Genomic DNA, 16270 nt, shown 5'->3' with positions numbered 1-16270 from the left:
GCCGGGGAGCCGCAGGCGGGCCGGCGGGAGGTGCGGCAGGCGGGCCGGCGCATCCGTTAGGGGGCCGTTACGGCCCGGCACTATGCATGGCCATGCGGAATGATGCATACTCTTCCTATGTCCAAGGTCCTCACTTCCCTTCCGGTCGGCGAGCGCGTCGGCATCGCCTTCTCCGGCGGCCTCGACACGTCGGTCGCCGTCGCGTGGATGCGCGACAAGGGCGCCGTCCCGTGCACCTACACCGCCGACATCGGCCAGTACGACGAGCCCGACATCGCCTCCGTGCCCGGCCGCGCGACGATCTACGGTGCCGAGATCGCGCGCCTGGTCGACTGCCGTGCGGCGCTGGTCGAGGAAGGGCTGGCGGCGCTCGCCTGCGGCGCGTTCCACATCCGCTCGGGTGGGCGGGCGTACTTCAACACCACGCCCCTCGGCCGGGCCGTCACGGGCACCCTGCTGGTCCGGGCGATGCTTGAGGACGACGTCCAGATCTGGGGCGACGGCTCCACTTTCAAGGGCAACGACATCGAGCGGTTCTACCGCTACGGTCTGCTCGCCAACCCGCACCTGCGCATCTACAAGCCCTGGCTGGACGCCGACTTCGTGACCGAGCTGGGCGGCCGCAAGGAGATGTCCGAGTGGCTGCTCGCGCACGGACTGCCGTACCGGGACAGCACGGAGAAGGCGTACTCGACGGACGCCAACATCTGGGGCGCCACCCACGAGGCCAAGACCCTGGAGCACCTGGACAACGGTGTGGAGACCGTTGAGCCGATCATGGGCGTGCGGTTCTGGGACCCCGCGGTCGAGATCCTCGCCGAGGACGTCACGATCGGCTTCGACCAGGGCCGCCCGGTGACGGTCAACGGCAAGGAGTTCGCCTCCCCGGTCGAGCTGGTGATGGAGGCCAACGCCATCGGCGGCCGGCACGGCCTCGGCATGTCCGACCAGATCGAGAACCGGATCATCGAGGCCAAGAGCCGCGGCATCTACGAGGCGCCCGGCATGGCGCTGCTGCACGCCGCGTACGAGCGCCTGGTCAACGCGATCCACAATGAGGACACCCTCGCCCAGTACCACAATGAGGGCCGCCGGCTCGGCCGCCTCATGTACGAGGGCCGCTGGCTGGACCCGCAGGCGCTGATGATCCGCGAGTCGCTGCAGCGCTGGGTCGGCGTGGCGGTCACCGGCGAGGTGACGCTGCGGCTGCGACGGGGTGAGGACTACTCGGTCCTCGACACCACGGGCCCGGCGTTCAGCTACCACCCGGACAAGCTGTCCATGGAGCGCACCGAGGACTCCGCGTTCGGCCCGTCCGACCGCATCGGCCAGCTCACCATGCGCAACCTCGACATCGCCGACTCCCGCGCGCGCCTTGAGCAGTACGCGGGCCTCGGCATGGTCGGCACCGAGCACCCGGCCCTGATCGGCGCGGCCCAGGCCGCCTCCACGGGGCTGATCGGCGCCATGCCCCAGGGCGGCGCCGAGGCGATCGCCTCCCGCGGCGAGGTCTCGGAGGAGGACGAGCTGCTGGACCGCGCCGCGATGGAGTCCGGCACGGACTGACACCGCGCGCCGGCCGTCCACCTCGGGCAGCGGGCCTCGCCGGTTCCTCACCGGCGGGGCCCGTCCGTCGTACGGTGCCCAGACCGGCTCTCGTACCCTGTGTCCCGTGCCGTCTCCCCGCCTGCAGCGTGTCGCCGTCCTGGTGCTCGACGGTGCGAAGCCGCTCGATGTCGGCATCCCCGCGCAGGTGTTCACGACGCGGGCGAGCATGCCGTACGAGGTGCGGGTGTGCGGGGCCGCGCCCGGACTCGTGGCGGGCGGTGACGGGCTGTCGTACCACGTCGCCCATGGTCTGGACGCGCTCGCGTGGGCGGACATCGTCTTCATCCCCGGGTACCGGCTTCCGGACCGCGAGGACCCGCCACGATCCGTCGTGGACGCGCTGCTCGCCGCCCATGCGCGCGGCACACGCCTCGCCGCCATCTCGACGGGAGCCTTCGCGCTCGCGGCCACGGGGCTGCTCGACGGCAAGCGCGCGACGACCCACTGGCACTACACCCGTGCCCTCGCGGCGAAGCACCCGCTCGTCCGGGTCGACGAGAACGTGCTCTTCGTGGACGAGGGCAGTGTGCTGACGTCGGCCGGCGCCGCGTCCGGCATCGATCTGTGCCTGCACATCCTCCGCAAGGACCTCGGCGTGGCCGTGTCGAACCACGCGGCACGGCGCCTGGTGGCCGCTCCCTACCGCAGCGGAGGCCAGGCCCAGTACGTGCCGCGTAGTGTGCCCGAGCCGCTGGGCGAGCGGTTCGCCGCGACCCGCGAGTGGGCGCTGCACCGCCTCGGCGAGCCCCTCACCCTCACGGTGCTCGCCCGGCACGCGGCGGTCTCACCGCGCACGCTGTCCCGGCGCTTCGTCGAGGACACCGGGTACACGCCGATGCAGTGGGTGATGCGCGCCCGTGTCGACCTGGCCCGTGAGCTGCTCGAACGTTCCGAGCGCAGCATCGAGCAGATCGCCGCCGAGGTCGGCCTCGGCACCGGCACCAATCTGCGGACCCACTTCCAGCAGATCCTCGGCACCACCCCGAGCGAATACCGGCGCACCTTCACCCAGGGCGAGTAGCCGACCCCCGGCCGACCGCTGGCGTGATCCTTGCGAACCATGGCGCTCTCGACACGGCCATGAGCCGGGACGGCACGCGACGCTGGTGGCGAACCGAAGGACCGAAGGAGCCGGAGACACCGGAGACTTCGAAGACGCCGCCGAAGGCACCGAAGGGGCACCCTTTCATGACGCGCATCGCCATCAATGGATTCGGTCGTATCGGACGCAACGTGCTGCGCGCACTGCTTGAGCGTGACAGCGCCCTCGACGTCGTAGCCGTTAACGACCTCACCGAACCCGCCACCCTCGCCCGGCTGCTGGCCTTCGACACCACGGCCGGCCGGCTCGGCCGCCCCGTCACCGTCGACGGGGACGCCCTCGTCGTCGACGGACGGCGCATCAGGGTCCTCGCCGAGCGCGAGCCGGCCCAGCTGCCGTGGGCCGAACTCGGAGTGGACATCGTGCTGGAGGCGACCGGCCGCTTCACCTCCGCGAAGGCCGCCCGCGCCCACCTCGACGCGGGCGCGCGGAAGGTGCTGGTGAGCGCGCCGTCCGAGGGCGCCGACGTCACGCTGGCGTACGGGGTCAACACCGACGCGTACGACCCGGCCCTGCACACGATCGTCTCGAACGCCTCCTGCACCACCAACGCGCTCGCGCCCCTGGCCGCCGTGCTCGACCAACTCGCCGGGATCGAGCACGGGTTCATGACGACGGTGCACGCCTATACCCAGGAGCAGAACCTGCAGGACGGGCCGCACCGCGACGCCCGCCGGGCTCGCGCCGCCGCCGTCAACATCGTGCCGACCACGACGGGCGCGGCCAAGGCGATCGGCCTGGTGCTGCCGAATCTCGACGGCAAGCTGTCGGGCGACTCGATCCGGGTCCCCGTCCCGGTGGGCTCGATCGTCGAACTCAACACGATCGTCGCACGGGAAGTGACCCGCGACGACGTCCTGGCCGCGTACCGCGCCGCGGCCCAGGGACCACTCGCCGGCATCCTGGAGTACTCGGACGACCCGCTCGTGTCGTCCGACATCACCGGCAACCCGGCCTCCGCCGTCTTCGACTCGGCCCTCACCCGTGTCGACGACGGCCGGCACGTCAAGGTGGTCGCCTGGTACGACAACGAGTGGGGCTTCTCCCACCGCGTGATCGACACGCTCGAACTCCTCGCCGGGCGTTGACCGGAGCCGGGGAGCGGGTACGGCCTGCCGAAAGGGCCCAGGTCAGCGGCTCGGAGTGGTGGAAACACCCTGGGGTGCCGTAGGGAAATCCCCCCGTCCGGTCCGGTGACTGGCTGGCTGTTTTGGCCGCACGCTCGTGCCGAGACTCGACGGCATGACGATTTCCACGCATGCCTCGTCCGCGCAGGCTCCTCCCGCGCAGGCTTCCTCCGCGCAGGCCTCGGTCGCGGCCGGAGCGCCGGACGTCCGTGCCCGTACGTCCGGCTCCGAAACCGGCAGTGACTTCGCCCGGCTGTCCCGGCGTATCGCCGAGGCGGGGCTGCTGCGGCGCCGCCCCGGCTACTACACGGCACGGCTCGGTCTGGTCAGCGCGCTGCTGGCGGCGGGCTGGGGGACCTTCCTCGCCCTCGGCGACACCTGGTGGCAACTGGCCGTGGCCGGCTTCCTGGCCTTGGTGTTCGGCCAAGTCGCCCTGGTGGCACATGACTTGGCCCACCGCCAGGTCTTCCGGCGCGGCCGGCCGAGCGAGACCTGGGGGCGGCTCTTCGGGAACCTCGGGATCGGCATGAGCTACGGCTGGTGGATGAACAAGCACACCCGCCACCACGCCAACCCCAACCACGAGGAACTCGACCCGGACGTCGCCCCGGACATCCTGGTGTGGTCCGCTGCCCAAGCCCGCGAGAGCCGAGGCCTGGCCCGCCTGATCGGCGGCCACCAGGCCTGGCTGTTCTTCCCGCTGCTGACCCTGGAGGGCTTCAATCTGCACGTCGCGGGCGTGCGGGCGCTGCGCCGGCCGGCCATGAAACACCGGATGCTGGAAGCCGGTCTGCTCTTCCTCCACCTCGTCGGCTATGTCGCCGCGCTGTTTCTGGTCCTCTCGCCCGGCAAGGCGGTCGCGTTTCTCTTCGTGCACCAGTGTCTGTTCGGCGTCTACCTCGGCTGTACCTTCGCACCGAACCACAAGGGCATGCCCACCTTCACCGGTGACGAACGCCCCGACTTCCTGCGCCGTCAGGTCCTCACCTCCCGCAACGTACGCGGCGGCCGCCTCACCGACGTCATGCTCGGCGGGCTCAACTACCAGATCGAGCACCACCTGTTCCCGAGCATGCCCACGCCCCATCTGCGGCGCGCTCAGGTCGTCGTGCGCGCGTACTGCGCGGAGGTCGGCGTGCCGTACCACGAGACCGGACTGATCCAGTCCTACCGCGAGGCCCTCACCCACATGCACCGAGTGGGGGAACCGATCCGCCGTCGGCGCCGGGCATCCTGACCGCGGCCCCGGAGGGCTCGCGGGGCATGAGCCACCTCACTCAGCCCGCGAGCAGCATCGCGACCTCCACGACACCGAGCAGCGCGAGGTACGCCCAGGCGTAGGCGCGGTCCGGGATCGCGGGCGGCCGGCGCCGCAGCACCGCGATCACGGGCAGGGCGCCGAGGAGCAGCGCCCCGGCGGCGCGGACGTCGACCAGGCCGACCAGACGCAGGTGTGCGCGGGCCGCGACGGTGTCCGTGCCGGTCAGGGACATGGCGGTGGCGGGCAGGGCGATGGCGAGGGTGAGGGGATTGGCGAGTGCGGTCGCCACCCGCATCGGGTGGCCGGCGCGCCGCAGCGCGGGCACGGTCATGACGCTGCCGCCCACGCCGAGGAAGGCCGCCACCGCGCCGATCGGTGCGCCGAGGACGGCGGGCAGGGGACGGGGCACCGCACAACTGGCGGTCATCTGTCCCTCGGGGCTCTGCCCGCCCGGTTCGCGCGGGCGGAGGAATCCGGGGCGCAGCAGCAGATCGACGACGGTGAGAGCGACGTACGCGACGAAGCCCCAGTGGGCCTGGCCGGCCGGGGCGTAGCGGGTGGCGAGCGCACCGACCGCCGCGCCGACGGCGAGCAGGGCCAGCAGCGGGCCGCTGCCGCGCAGGCCGGCGAGGACGCGCCGGGGCGTGACGGCCGTGGCGAACGCCGCGTTGACCAGCATGACCAGCGCCGAGGTGGCCGTCGCCACCCGTATCGCGTCCGCGCCGAGGGCCGCGTTCGCCCACACCACCACCGGGACCGCGACGAAGCCGCCGCCGAACCCGAACAGAACGGCCGTCACCCCGGTGAGGACGCCGATTCCGAGAAGTGCCACTTCGTTCACAGGGCCACCTCACCAGCCCCGGCAAGGTGCTCGCATGCGATATCCGGCACCATTCCTTCGAGACTCGGCCTCTACAGTGACCGGGTGAAGAACGTCTCCGTGGACGATGTCGACCCCGTGGACCGGGCCGTCCTGCCCATCGGTACCGATTACGCCTCCGGCCAGGTGCTCGACTGGCACCGGCACCGGCGCGCACAGTTCCTCTACGGCGCCACCGGCGTCATGGTCGTCGACACCCCCGAGGGGACGTGGACCGTTCCGCCGGAGCGCGCCGTGCTGATCCCGGCGGCCACCCGGCACCGGGTCGGCATGCTGGGGGTGAGCACCCGAAGCCTGTACATCGAGCCGGATGCCGTGCCCTGGTGGCCCGCCACCTGCACGGTCGTGGACGTTCCGCCGTTGCTGCGCGAACTGCTCCTGGCCGCCGTCGAGTTCGAGGCCGACTACAGCCTCTCGGGCCGGGAAGGCTGTGTCGTGGCTCTCCTCCTCCACGAGATCGCGGCACGCACCCCGCTCCCGTTCCACATCGCGATCCCGGCCGCTCCCGATCTCGCGGCACTCTGCCGTGCGTACCTGGCCGCCCCGGACGCCGGCGTCACCAACACCGCATGGGCCGCGCGGACCGCCATGAGCGAACGGGCCTTCACCCGGCGTTTCCGTGCCGAGACGGGGGAGAGCCCGGCGGTCTGGCGCACCCGTGCACGTCTCCTGGCTGCGGTGCCGCTGCTGCGTACGGCGTCGGTCACCGAGGTCTCCGGCCGCCTCGGTTACGCCTCTCCCGCCGCGCTGACCGCCGCCTTCACCCGTGCCTTCGGCATGCCGCCGTCCCGCTTCACCACGAGCCATCGCGACGGCGCCACAGGGCCGGACCGTCACACATGACGCGTCGTACCCCAGGTGCGCGTGACCAGCCCCGCCTCGTAGGCGGTGATCACCGGCTGGACCCGGTCCCGGGCGTCGAGTTCGGTGAGCAGGCGGCAGACATGGGACGTGGCGGCGGCCACCGTGGATCACCGCCGAGTGGATCAAAACACGTTCCCTGCGCTCCACTTGGTGGACGATCGCGCTCCGGCCGGCACGTCCCCTTCCGCGAGGAACGCTGAACCACGCCCCGCGGCTGACCGCGTTTCAAGGCGCGTCAGGGCCGACAGGAGTAACTCCCGCCCGATTCTGGATGACCTCTTACCGCTGTCTTCACGGCCGGGAGTGGTCCACTGCGTACGGTTTCCGTGGTGGTGGCCGTCTGCTGTGGCGGCCTTGATGAGGTGTGAGGGAAGCGGATGACGGCTGGTCGGCGTGCGGTGCTCGCTGCGATGGCGGGAGGCCTGCTCGCCGGTTGCGCGGGCCCGAAGAACGACGGCGGCGCGTCCACCTCCTCCGGTTCGCCGGGCACGGGCGTGGACTCGGCCGCCCCGTCCACCCCCAGCGCCGCGCCCTCGGCCACGCGGCCTCCCGTCACCCGCGCGGAGACCGTGGCCCGCTACGGGCGCAGCCTGCCGCACACCTGGGGCTTCGACGCCCCGGGCGTGGTCCACTCCCTGCCGCGGACGACCAACGACATCGCGCTGACCTTCGACGCCTGCGGCGGCCCCGGGGGCAGCGGCTACGACCAGGCACTCATCGACTTCCTCCGCGCGCGGCACATCCCGGCGACGCTGTTCATCAACTCCCGCTGGATCGACGCCAACCCGGCGGTGTTCCACCGCCTGGCCACCGACCCGCTGTTCGAGATCGCCAACCACGGCACCCGGCACCGCCCCCTGTCGGTCACCGGCCGCTCCGCGTACGGCATCCCCGGCACCCGTGGCGCGGGCGAGGTGTACGACGAGATCGCCGGCAACCGGGCGAAGCTGACCGGTCTGCTGGGTGCCCCGCCGCGCTTCTTCCGCTCCGGTACGGCCTACTGCGACGACGTCGCGGCGCGCATCGTGAGCGACCTCGGGGAGCGCTTCGTCAGCTTCTCCGTCAACGGCGACGGTGGCGCGACCTTCACCGCCGAGCAGGTTCACACCACCGTCGCCGCCGCCCCGGGCGGGTCAATCGTCCTGTGTCACATGAACCACCCGAAGGGCGGCACCGCCCGGGGTATCGCGAGCGCCGTCCCCCACCTGCTGGCCGGCGGCCACCGCTTCGTCCGCCTCTCGGACGCCCTGCACGGTGCCTGAACGCGCCCACGGCGGCGCCGAGCGGCGGGACGCCCGGCCTCGAACCCGGCAACTCGCGCCGCACCACTCGTCACCGCGTCCGCCTCGGAGAACAATGTGTCCAGAGGCAGACCGGCCGCCGGGAGGCGTCATGAGCACATCAGCGGAGCCGAGGGTGTCCGGCCTGGAGATCAGGTCCATCGACTACGTCCCCCTCGACGAACGGCACGGCAAGCTCTGGCATCTGGGCCCGCTGTGGTTCATGTCCAACGCCCAGATCGCGACCCTGGCCGTGGGCCTGATCAGCATCACCGGGGGCGGCAACCTGATCTGGTCCCTGCTGGCCATCGTCGCCGGCACCGTCCTCGGCACCTTCTTCATGGCCTTCCACTCGGCACAGGGCCCCCAGCTGGGCCTGCCGCAGATGATCCAGTCGCGCCCCCAGTTCGGTTACGTCGGTGCCCTCCTGGTGTGGCTCTTCGCCTATGTGCAGTACGCGGGGTTCAACGTCTTCAACAGCATCCTCGCCGCCGACTCCCTGCACACCACGGTGCACGGCAGCGTGAAGCTGTGGGTGGTCGTGGTCACCGTGGTCGCGCTCGTCATCGCGCTGGTGGGCTACGACATCATCCACAAGGCCGAGCGGATCCTGACGTACGCCTTCCTGGTCATCTTCGGGATCTTCACCGTGGGCGTCCTCGTCACCCTGCACTACCCGGCGGGCTCCTTCGACCTCGGCGCCTTCAAGTGGACGCCGTTCCTCGCCCAGTTCGGCGTGGTCGCCGGCTACCAGATCAGCTGGGCCATCTACGTCTCCGACTACTCGCGCTACCTCCCGCCGGACGTGACGGTCCGCAAGACCTTCTACTGGACGTACTTCGGCTCCGCGTTCGGCGGCATCTGGCTGATGGTCCTCGGCGCGCTGCTGGCCGCCTGGGCGGGCAAGGACTTCGAGACCATCAAGTCGATCAACGCCGCCGGCGACAAGGTGTTCAGCGGCTTCGGCGCCATCGTGCTGCTCTTCGCCGCCCTGGGCCTGGTGTCCGTCACCGCGCTGAACATGTACGGCGGTTCGCTGACCCTCATCAGCGCCATCGACTCGTTCAAGCGGGTGCGGCCGACCCTGGGCGTACGGCTGGTCACCATCGGCCTGACCGCCGCGCTCTCCCTGGTCGGCGCGCTGGCCGCGACCGCGAACTTCCTGGAGAACTTCAACAACTTCCTGCTACTGGTGCTCTATCTGTTCATCCCGTGGACCGCGGTGAACCTGATGGACTACTACGTCGTGCGCCGCGGGCACTACGCCATCGCGGAGATCTTCAACCCCCGTGGCATCTACGGCCGTTGGGGCTGGCACGGGATCATCGCGTACGTCGTCGGCTTCGCCGGCATGATCCCCTTCTTCTCCGTGGGCACCCTGTACGTCGGCCCCGCCGCCAAGGCCCTCGGCGGCGCCGACATCTCGCTGTTCATCGGGCTGCCGGTCTCCGCGCTGCTGTACTGGTGGCTGACCCGCTCGATCGACGTGGCCGCCGAGACCCGCCTGGCCCAGGCGGAGGCTGCGGCGCTGGAGCAGGCGGCCCACGAGCACCGCGAGCCCTGAACACCGGCATGCGGGGGGTGCTACGGCAGAGGGGGACGCAGGGCGACCGCACGCTGGAGGGCCGCCCGGCAGGCGACGATCGCGGGGTGCTCGCTGCCGCCCCGGCGTACGACGGTGAAGATGCGGCGGGTGCGACGGCCGCGGGGGAGTTGCCGCAGGTCCACGCTCGGCCGGCGGCCGTCCCAGACCAGGGCGGGAAGGAAGGCGGCGGCGTGCTTCTGCTCGACGAGACGGAGGTGGAGCAGGAGGTCGGTGGTCTCGAACCGTACGTCGGGTTCGAAGCCTGCGGTGCGGCACAGGGTCATGGCCCAGTGCCGGGCGGCCGTGCCCTCGGGCTCCATCACCCAGGGATGGTCGGCGAGTGAGCGCAGCACCGCCATCGGACCCCGGGTGTCCGGCTGTTCGGCGGGTTCGGGCAGCGCGAGGTGCAGAGCGTCGTCGAGCAGGTCCTCCTGCTCCAGTTCGGCGGGCCGTTGATGGGGAATGCCCGGGTACTCCTCGGCGAGGACCAGATCGAAGTCGCGGGCCTGCAGGCCGGGCAGCGCGAGCTCCGGCTCCCGGTGGGTGACATGGACCCGCAGGCCGGGGTGCCGCTCGCGCAGCAGCCCCAGCGCGGTCGGGACCAGGGCCAGGGCGGCCGTCTGGAACGACGCGATACGCAGGGTGCCGGACAGAGCGGACAGCGATGCGGCGATGTCCGCCTCCGCCCGCTCCAGTCGCTCCAGGACCGCCTCCGTGTGGGCGACGAGGATCTCGGCCTGCTCGGTCAGCCGTACCCGCCGCCCCACCGGTTCCAGCAGGGGGACGCCGGCTTCGGCCTCCAGCTGGGACAGCTGCTGGGAGACGGAGGACGGGGCGTAGGACAGCGCCGCGGCGACGGCCGCCAGGGTGCCGCGGTGCTTGAGTTCGCGCAGGAGACGCAGCCGGTGCAGGTCGAACATCGCCGGCGACCCTCCTCGTCGTACAGCCCCGATGACTGATCTGATTGATCGGATTCTTCGACGACTATAGGTCGGAAACATTCGCTGGACCGACCGCAGGCGCCCATCGGACCCTGTTCAGGTGTCCGAGAACGTCTCCGCCCTCCCGACGCCGCCCTGGACGGTGCGACCCGGCGCCCGCACCTGGCGCTGCGCACCCGCACCCGCCGAGGTCCGGGACTTCCATGCCGCGCTGTCCGGGTACGCGCCCACTCCGCTGATCGAGCTCCCCGTACTTGCGGGGGAGTTGGCGGTCGGTCGGGTCTTCGTGAAAGACGAGTCGTGTCGTCTGGGCCTGCCTGCGTTCAAGGCGCTCGGTGTCTCGTGGGCGGTGCATCGCCTGCTCGGCGAGCTGGCGGGGAGCGGCAGGGGGCCGGGTCCGGTCACTCTGGTGACCGCCACCGAGGGCAATCACGGCCGTGCGGTGGCCCGGACGGCCCGTCTGCACGGGCAGCACGCCCACGTCTTCGTTCCCGCGGGCGTGCATCAGCGGGCCGTCGCGGCGATCGTGGGTGAGGGGGCGGAGGTCACCGCCGTAGCGGGGACGTACGACGAGGCTGTGCGGCGTGCCGCCGAGGCGGCCGCCGCACGGGACGCGGTCCTGGTGCAGGACAGCGCCTGGCCGGGCTATGAACGGATCCCTGGGTGGATCGTCGAGGGCTACTCCACGCTCTGCGCCGAGATCGACGAGCAATTGGCGGCCCTGGGTCTGAGCGAAGGACCCGATCTCGTCTCCATCCCGGTGGGCGTGGGATCACTGGCCCAGGCCGTCGTCACCCACTACCGCAGCCGCGACCGCGGAGGTGCTCCGGCGCTGCTGGCGGTGGAACCGGAGGCCGCGGCCTGTGTCCTCGCCGGCCTCGTCCGGGGTGCGGCGGTCAGCGTCCCGACCGGCGAGACCGTCATGGCCGGGTTGAACTGCGGTACCCCGTCGAGCCTCGCCTGGCCCTACGTGCAGGGCGGGCTGGACGCCGCCGTCGCCGTCCCGGAATCCGCCGCCGCCGGCGCGGCCGCCCGTCTCGCGGCCCTCGGTGTCTCCTCGGGCCCCTGTGGGGCGGCCGCGCTGGCCGGCCTCCGCACGCTGCTCGGCGGCGCGGGCGCAGCTGAGCGCCGTAGGGCCCTCGGGCTCGACGCGACCTCGGTGGTCGTGCTGCTGAACACCGAAGGCGCGTCCGCCAACCCGCACCACACCTCCGGTCAGTGAGAAGTCGACACCTGAAGGACCCCATCTGAGTTGAACCACCGTGTCCGTATGCCCTCCCCGCATGTCGATCGTCCCCTGTCCTCGCAGGTCACCCGCCGGATGAGGAGGTCGGGAGCATGCTGACCCACCTCGTGGCCGCACTCGGCGTGCTCGGCCTGCTGACCATCGTGCCCGGACCGGACATGGCGGTCGTGACCCGCCGGGCCCTGGTGGCGGGCCCCGCGGACGCGTTCCGGGCCGTCCTCGGAATAGCGACCGGGCTGCTGCTCTGGGGCGCGCTGACCGTGGCCGGGCTCGCGGCCGCGCTCGCCGCGGCACCGATGGCCTACCTGGTCGTCAAGCTGCTCGGCGCCGGATACCTGGTGTTTCTCGGCGTACAGTCCCTGCGCCGGCACCGCGACGCCGCATCTGCCCTGCCGGAGCCCGGCACCTGCGGCAGAGCCGGTAACGCCTGGCGGACCGGCCTGATCGGCAATGTCCTCAGCCCGAAGATCGCCGTCTTCTACACCGGCCTGCTCCCCACGCTGGCCCCGCCGCAGCTGTCGGCCGCCTGGGCGATGACCCTCCTCGTCCTGCTGCATGTCGCCCTGACCGTCGCCTGGCTGGGGAGTTACACGCTGTTGCTGTCCAAGACCGGGCCGGTCCTGCGGAATCCACGGATCCGCGGGGCGCTCGGCCGTGCCACGGGCGTCGTCCTGATCGGCTTCGGCCTTGTGGTGGCGAGTACGGCCGGCTGATCCGCCGAGGCGACAAACGAGCCGCGAAAGGCCTAACGAATGCGACAAATGGGTACTTTTCGTAAAGGTGGGAGCAGGCGACACCTCGGGTGTCGTCAGCCCGCCCAGGGGTTCCGACCAGCACGTTCGTGGGCTCGGTGAGCATCGGCTGCTGGTCCTCTGCTCTGGTCGAAGGGATGCCGGTCATGAACGAGGACACGAGGAGCCGCCACCCGGAGCCGCCACCCGCGGGAGACCCGCGCCCCGCGGTATGGGGCGACCCGGCCCCGCTGGGCCTGGCGGGCTTCGCCCTGACCACGCTGCTGCTCTCGATCATCAACACCAACCTGCTGAAGGAGAGCGCCGCCATCATCCCCGTGCTGGGCCTGGCCGCGTTCTACGGCGGCCTCGCCCAGTTCGCGGCGGGTCTCATGGAATTCCGCCGCGGCAACACCTTCGGTGCGACGGCGTTCGTGTCCTTCGCCGCCTTCTGGCTGTCCTACTGGTGGATCGCGCCGCGCCTGGCGCTCGCCGGCGACTCGCACAACTCGCTGGGCCTGTTCCTGCTCGGCTGGGCGATCTTCACGGCCTACATGACCGTCGCGGCGCTGCGTGTCAGCCTCGCCGTGCTCGTGGTGCTGGCGCTGCTCACGCTCACCTTCCTCCTCCTGGCGATCGGCGCCTTCCAGACGGGCGCGGAGCCGCACGTCATGACCCAGGTGGGCGGATGGTTCGGCATCGCGACGGGGCTCGCCGCCTGGTACGCGTCGGCGGCGACCGTCATCAACGAGACACATGCCCGCACCGTGCTCCCCGTCGGCCCGCGCCGGCCCGGTGCGGCCCCACAGGCGCGCGACGAAGGGCCCGCCTGAGGTGACCGGGCCCGGCGGCAGCGGGGCCACGTCGGCAGCCCCCGCTCAGGCCGACGTGGCCCCGCTGCCGCCGGCCGTGGGCCGATCCCTCGGCCCAGGTCACGGACCCGCTCCCGCCCGCCTACGGCCCCACACCCAGCCCTGAACCGACGCAGCCGATGCCCACGCGCCCGCGCCCGGTCCCGGCGCTCGTCGGCAGACATCCGACCGGGACAATCCTCGTCATGAACGAGGACATGGACGACGCCCGGAGCCGGCTGGCCAGGATCGAGCGGCTGCTGGAGAGCGGTGAGCGCGAACTGGTCCCCGCCTGGCGCCGGGCGACCCGGGGCGAGCCCCGCTGGACGGTGACGGCGGTGATCCTGGCGGCCGTCGCCCTGCAACTGACCCTGCCGCACCGGCTCATCCTCCTGCACCCCGCCTGGGCGCTGCCCGCACTGGAGTTGGCGCTGCTGATCGCCCTGGTCGCGGGCAGTCCCCGGCGGGTGGAACCCCGGACCCGACTGATGCGGTACCTGGGCCTGACCCTGGCCGGTGTCATCAGCGTGGCCAACGGCTGGGCGGCGGTCCGGCTGGTCGGTGATCTGGTGAGCGGCAGAGGGGGCGCCGACGCGGTCCCGCTGCTGCTGACCGGCGGGGTCATCTGGCTGACGAACGTCATCGTGTTCGCCCTGTGGTACTGGGAGTGGGACCGCGGCGGCCCCATGGCCCGGGTGCAGGGACAACATGAGTACGCCGACTTCCTCTTCGTACAGATGCAGAGCCCGGAGGTGGCCCCGCCGGACTGGGAACCGGCCTTCCTCGACTACCTCTACCTCTCCTTCACCAACGCCACCGCCTTCAGTCCGACCGACGTCATGCCGCTGTCCCGGTGGTCGAAGATGCTGATGATGCTGCAGTCCTCGGTGTCCCTGGTGACCGTGGTCCTCGTCGTCGCCCGCGCGGTCAACATCCTGAAGTGACCCACGGGGCCGCCGGCACCGGCCGCAAGCCCGGCCGCCGGCCATGCCCTTGCGGCGGGCTGCAGCCGAACTTGCGGCCCAGTAGCAATGAATTGAGCCTCACACATGTCACAGCCGACCGAGCTGTCTCGTCCAGATCTCGGAGAGTGACTTCGGGACCGGGAAGGTGATGCTCATGCGGGTGTCGGTGACGATGACGACCTGGCGGCAGGGTTTCGAGGAGGGGCCCGCGTGAGCCCGGCCGAGGAGTTCGAGAAGCTGCGGCCGCTGCTGTTCTCCCTCGCCTACCGCATCCTCGGCAGCGTGACCGAGGCCGAGGACGCGGTCCAGGAGACCTGGCTGCGCTACGACCGCTCCCCGACCCGGCCCGCATCGACCAGGGCGTATCTCTCGGCCACGGTCACCCGGATCGCGATCGACGTGCTGCGCTCGGCCCGCGTACGGCGCGAGGAGTACGTCGGACCGTGGTTCCCCGAGCCCCTGCTCACCGACCCCTACCAGGACCCGGAGCACGCGGCGGAGCTGGCCGACTCGCTGTCCATGGCGGCCCTGCTCCTGCTGGAACGGCTCAGCCCGCTCGAACGGGCGGTGTTCGTGCTGCGGGAGGTGTTCGCCTTCGGCTTCCCCGAGATCGCCTCGGCCGTCGGGCGCTCGGAGGCTGCCTGCCGCCAGCTCGCCGTCCGCGCGCGCCGCCACATGGAAGCGGGTCGGCCCCGGTTCGAGGCCGACCGCAAGGAACGCGAGGAACTCGCCGGCCGGTTCTTCGACGCCCTGAAGGAGGGCAACGTCGAGAGCCTGCGGCAACTGCTCGCGGCCGACGTCCAGATGGTCGCGGACAGCGGCGGCAAGGCCCCGCAGTGGACCGGGGGACTCCAGGGCGTGGACCAGGTGTGCCACATGCTCGACGCACTCCTCCGCCCCTTCCTCACCATCGGCGGAGTCATGGCCCCCCACCTGGTCAACGGCCAGCCCGGCGCCGTCTTCCGCGACCGCGACGGCAAGGTCCTCAACACCTGGACCCTCGACATTCTCGACGGCCGGATCCAGACGATCCGCGCGGTCACCAACCCCGACAAGCTCGCCCACATGGGCCCCGTCGCGGACGCGTGGGCCCTGATGCGCGAGGCAAGGCAGGCCGGCCGGGACATGGGCCTGCCGGAACCCGCCGTCACCCCACAACAGCTCGCGCCGTCGGCAGATCAGGAGAATCGCACGTGAACAGGATCGGCATCATCATCGGCAGCACCCGTCCCGGCCGAAAGGGCGACCTGGTGGCCCAGTGGGTACGGGACCTCGCGACCGAACACGCGGGCCACACCGCGGACTTCGAGCTCGTGGACCTGAAGGACCATGCGCTGCCCCTACTGGACGAGGCGGTCCCGGCCCGCACGGCGCCGGGCGACCGGCCGCACACCAGGCGCTGGGCCGAACGCATCGGCTCGTACGACGCCTTCATCATCGTCACACCCGAGTACAACACCGCCCCGCCGGCTGCCCTGACCAACGCCATCGACTATCTCTATGCGGAGTGGGGCGGCAAGCCGGTCGGCTATGTGGGCTACGGCATCTTCGGCGCGGTCATGGCGGTGCAGAAGCTGCGCGCCCAGGCCGGCGTGCTGCGCATGGCGGACATCGCACCTCAGGTGACCCTGTCGCTGCGCGAGGACTTCGTGAACTTCACCGACTTCCGACCGCAGCAGTCGCACGTCCCCCAGGTGCATGGGTTGGTCGACGAACTGCTGACGTGGACGCGGGCCCTCGCCACACTGCGCGAGGCGTCCTCGGCCACGGCCTGAGCGACCGAAGCCCGATCCCCAACTGTTTCGGAAATTCGGACAGTTGGGTATCGG

General features: G+C 71.3%; 15 protein-coding genes and 1 pseudogene. 13 read left to right on the top strand and 3 right to left on the bottom strand.

Translation table 11 applies throughout. From position 1 onward, the window contains the following. Positions 1-117: 117 nt before the first annotated feature. The 4 genes from argG (at position 118) to AB5L52_RS02235 (ending at position 5074) form a co-directional block, all read left to right on the top strand. Positions 118-1566 carry an argininosuccinate synthase gene (gene argG, locus AB5L52_RS02250; protein WP_351030466.1) on the top strand — a complete coding sequence of 483 codons (1449 nt, stop codon included), beginning with the start codon at positions 118-120 and terminating at the stop codon, positions 1564-1566. A 106-nt stretch (positions 1567-1672) separates the two neighbouring features. Beyond that, entirely contained in the window at positions 1673-2629 is a 957-nt protein-coding gene (locus AB5L52_RS02245; RefSeq protein WP_351030465.1) for a helix-turn-helix domain-containing protein, read from the top strand. A gap of 167 nt (positions 2630-2796) precedes the next feature. Continuing rightward, positions 2797-3798: a type I glyceraldehyde-3-phosphate dehydrogenase gene (gap, locus tag AB5L52_RS02240; RefSeq protein ID WP_351030462.1), complete on the top strand. Its 1002-nt coding sequence runs from the start codon at positions 2797-2799 to the stop codon at positions 3796-3798. 154 nt (positions 3799-3952) lie between these two features. Beyond that, positions 3953-5074 carry a fatty acid desaturase gene (locus AB5L52_RS02235; RefSeq protein ID WP_369362434.1) on the top strand — a complete coding sequence of 374 codons (1122 nt, stop codon included), beginning with the start codon at positions 3953-3955 and terminating at the stop codon, positions 5072-5074. A 40-nt stretch (positions 5075-5114) separates the two neighbouring features. Here the strand turns inward: AB5L52_RS02235 and AB5L52_RS02230 are convergent, their stop codons facing one another. After that, positions 5115-5939, bottom strand: a complete 825-nt coding sequence (locus AB5L52_RS02230) for a TSUP family transporter (protein ID WP_369362433.1) — start codon at positions 5937-5939, stop codon at positions 5115-5117. Positions 5940-6023: 84 nt separating this feature from the next. Here AB5L52_RS02230 and AB5L52_RS02225 point away from each other — a divergent pair, with 84 nt between their 5' ends. Continuing rightward, positions 6024-6821 (top strand): helix-turn-helix domain-containing protein, encoded by a 798-nt coding sequence (locus AB5L52_RS02225; protein ID WP_369362432.1) that lies wholly within the window; start codon positions 6024-6026, stop codon positions 6819-6821. Here AB5L52_RS02225 and AB5L52_RS02220 read toward each other — a convergent pair. After that, positions 6812-6940, bottom strand: a pseudogene (locus tag AB5L52_RS02220) (DNA-binding response regulator); the annotation flags it as partial. The gene AB5L52_RS02225 and the pseudogene AB5L52_RS02220 sit on opposite strands and share 10 nt — an antisense overlap. Positions 6941-7219: 279 nt before the next feature. Here AB5L52_RS02220 and AB5L52_RS02215 point away from each other — a divergent pair. Beyond that, a complete protein-coding gene (locus AB5L52_RS02215) occupies positions 7220-8104 on the top strand; it encodes a polysaccharide deacetylase family protein (RefSeq protein WP_369362431.1) in 885 nt (294 codons plus the stop codon). 130 nt (positions 8105-8234) lie between these two features. Continuing rightward, positions 8235-9686, top strand: a complete 1452-nt coding sequence (locus tag AB5L52_RS02210) for a cytosine permease (protein ID WP_369362430.1) — start codon at positions 8235-8237, stop codon at positions 9684-9686. Positions 9687-9706: 20 nt separating this feature from the next. On the opposite strand, the gene AB5L52_RS02205 is transcribed toward AB5L52_RS02210, so the two are convergent. Continuing rightward, the gene (locus AB5L52_RS02205) at positions 9707-10627 is read right to left on the bottom strand and encodes a LysR substrate-binding domain-containing protein (RefSeq protein ID WP_369362429.1); all 921 of its coding nucleotides are present in this window, start codon (positions 10625-10627) and stop codon (positions 9707-9709) included. Positions 10628-10748: 121 nt separating this feature from the next. Here AB5L52_RS02205 and AB5L52_RS02200 point away from each other — a divergent pair, with 121 nt between their 5' ends. The 6 genes from AB5L52_RS02200 (at position 10749) to AB5L52_RS02175 (ending at position 16216) form a co-directional block, all read left to right on the top strand. After that, positions 10749-11870 carry a diaminopropionate ammonia-lyase gene (locus AB5L52_RS02200; protein ID WP_369362428.1) on the top strand — a complete coding sequence of 374 codons (1122 nt, stop codon included), beginning with the start codon at positions 10749-10751 and terminating at the stop codon, positions 11868-11870. Between the two features lie 116 nt (positions 11871-11986). Further along, positions 11987-12607 (top strand): LysE family translocator, encoded by a 621-nt coding sequence (locus AB5L52_RS02195; RefSeq protein WP_369362427.1) that lies wholly within the window; start codon positions 11987-11989, stop codon positions 12605-12607. A gap of 185 nt (positions 12608-12792) precedes the next feature. Next, positions 12793-13458 carry an acetate uptake transporter gene (locus tag AB5L52_RS02190; protein WP_369362426.1) on the top strand — a complete coding sequence of 222 codons (666 nt, stop codon included), beginning with the start codon at positions 12793-12795 and terminating at the stop codon, positions 13456-13458. A 224-nt stretch (positions 13459-13682) separates the two neighbouring features. Continuing rightward, entirely contained in the window at positions 13683-14420 is a 738-nt protein-coding gene (locus AB5L52_RS02185) for a hypothetical protein (RefSeq protein WP_351575620.1), read from the top strand. A 231-nt stretch (positions 14421-14651) separates the two neighbouring features. Beyond that, a complete protein-coding gene (locus AB5L52_RS02180) occupies positions 14652-15638 on the top strand; it encodes an RNA polymerase sigma-70 factor (protein ID WP_369362425.1) in 987 nt (328 codons plus the stop codon). Next, positions 15635-16216 carry an NADPH-dependent FMN reductase gene (locus AB5L52_RS02175; protein ID WP_369362424.1) on the top strand — a complete coding sequence of 194 codons (582 nt, stop codon included), beginning with the start codon at positions 15635-15637 and terminating at the stop codon, positions 16214-16216. The genes AB5L52_RS02180 and AB5L52_RS02175 overlap by 4 nt, the downstream gene beginning before the upstream one ends. Positions 16217-16270: the final 54 nt, after the last annotated feature.

The organism is Streptomyces sp. CG4 (genome assembly GCF_041080655.1).
GTDB lineage: Bacteria > Actinomycetota > Actinomycetes > Streptomycetales > Streptomycetaceae > Streptomyces.
Note: the sequence above shows the minus strand (reverse complement) of the source record. Positions and strands in the feature narration are given on the sequence as shown.

What these genes read in the sequence shown, in the direction of transcription:
- gap (WP_351030462.1), top strand. Translation starts at nt 2,797, where the DNA reads ATGACGCGCATCGCCATCAATGGATTCGGTCGTATCGGACGCAACGTG.
- AB5L52_RS02185 (WP_351575620.1), top strand. Translation starts at nt 13,683, where the DNA reads ATGAACGAGGACATGGACGACGCCCGGAGCCGGCTGGCCAGGATCGAG.
- AB5L52_RS02190 (WP_369362426.1), top strand. Translation starts at nt 12,793, where the DNA reads ATGAACGAGGACACGAGGAGCCGCCACCCGGAGCCGCCACCCGCGGGA.
- AB5L52_RS02235 (WP_369362434.1), top strand. Translation starts at nt 3,953, where the DNA reads ATGACGATTTCCACGCATGCCTCGTCCGCGCAGGCTCCTCCCGCGCAG.
- AB5L52_RS02215 (WP_369362431.1), top strand. Translation starts at nt 7,220, where the DNA reads ATGACGGCTGGTCGGCGTGCGGTGCTCGCTGCGATGGCGGGAGGCCTG.
- AB5L52_RS02210 (WP_369362430.1), top strand. Translation starts at nt 8,235, where the DNA reads ATGAGCACATCAGCGGAGCCGAGGGTGTCCGGCCTGGAGATCAGGTCC.
- argG (WP_351030466.1), top strand. Translation starts at nt 118, where the DNA reads ATGTCCAAGGTCCTCACTTCCCTTCCGGTCGGCGAGCGCGTCGGCATC.
- AB5L52_RS02205 (WP_369362429.1), bottom strand. Translation starts at nt 10,627, where the DNA reads ATGTTCGACCTGCACCGGCTGCGTCTCCTGCGCGAACTCAAGCACCGC.
- AB5L52_RS02195 (WP_369362427.1), top strand. Translation starts at nt 11,987, where the DNA reads ATGCTGACCCACCTCGTGGCCGCACTCGGCGTGCTCGGCCTGCTGACC.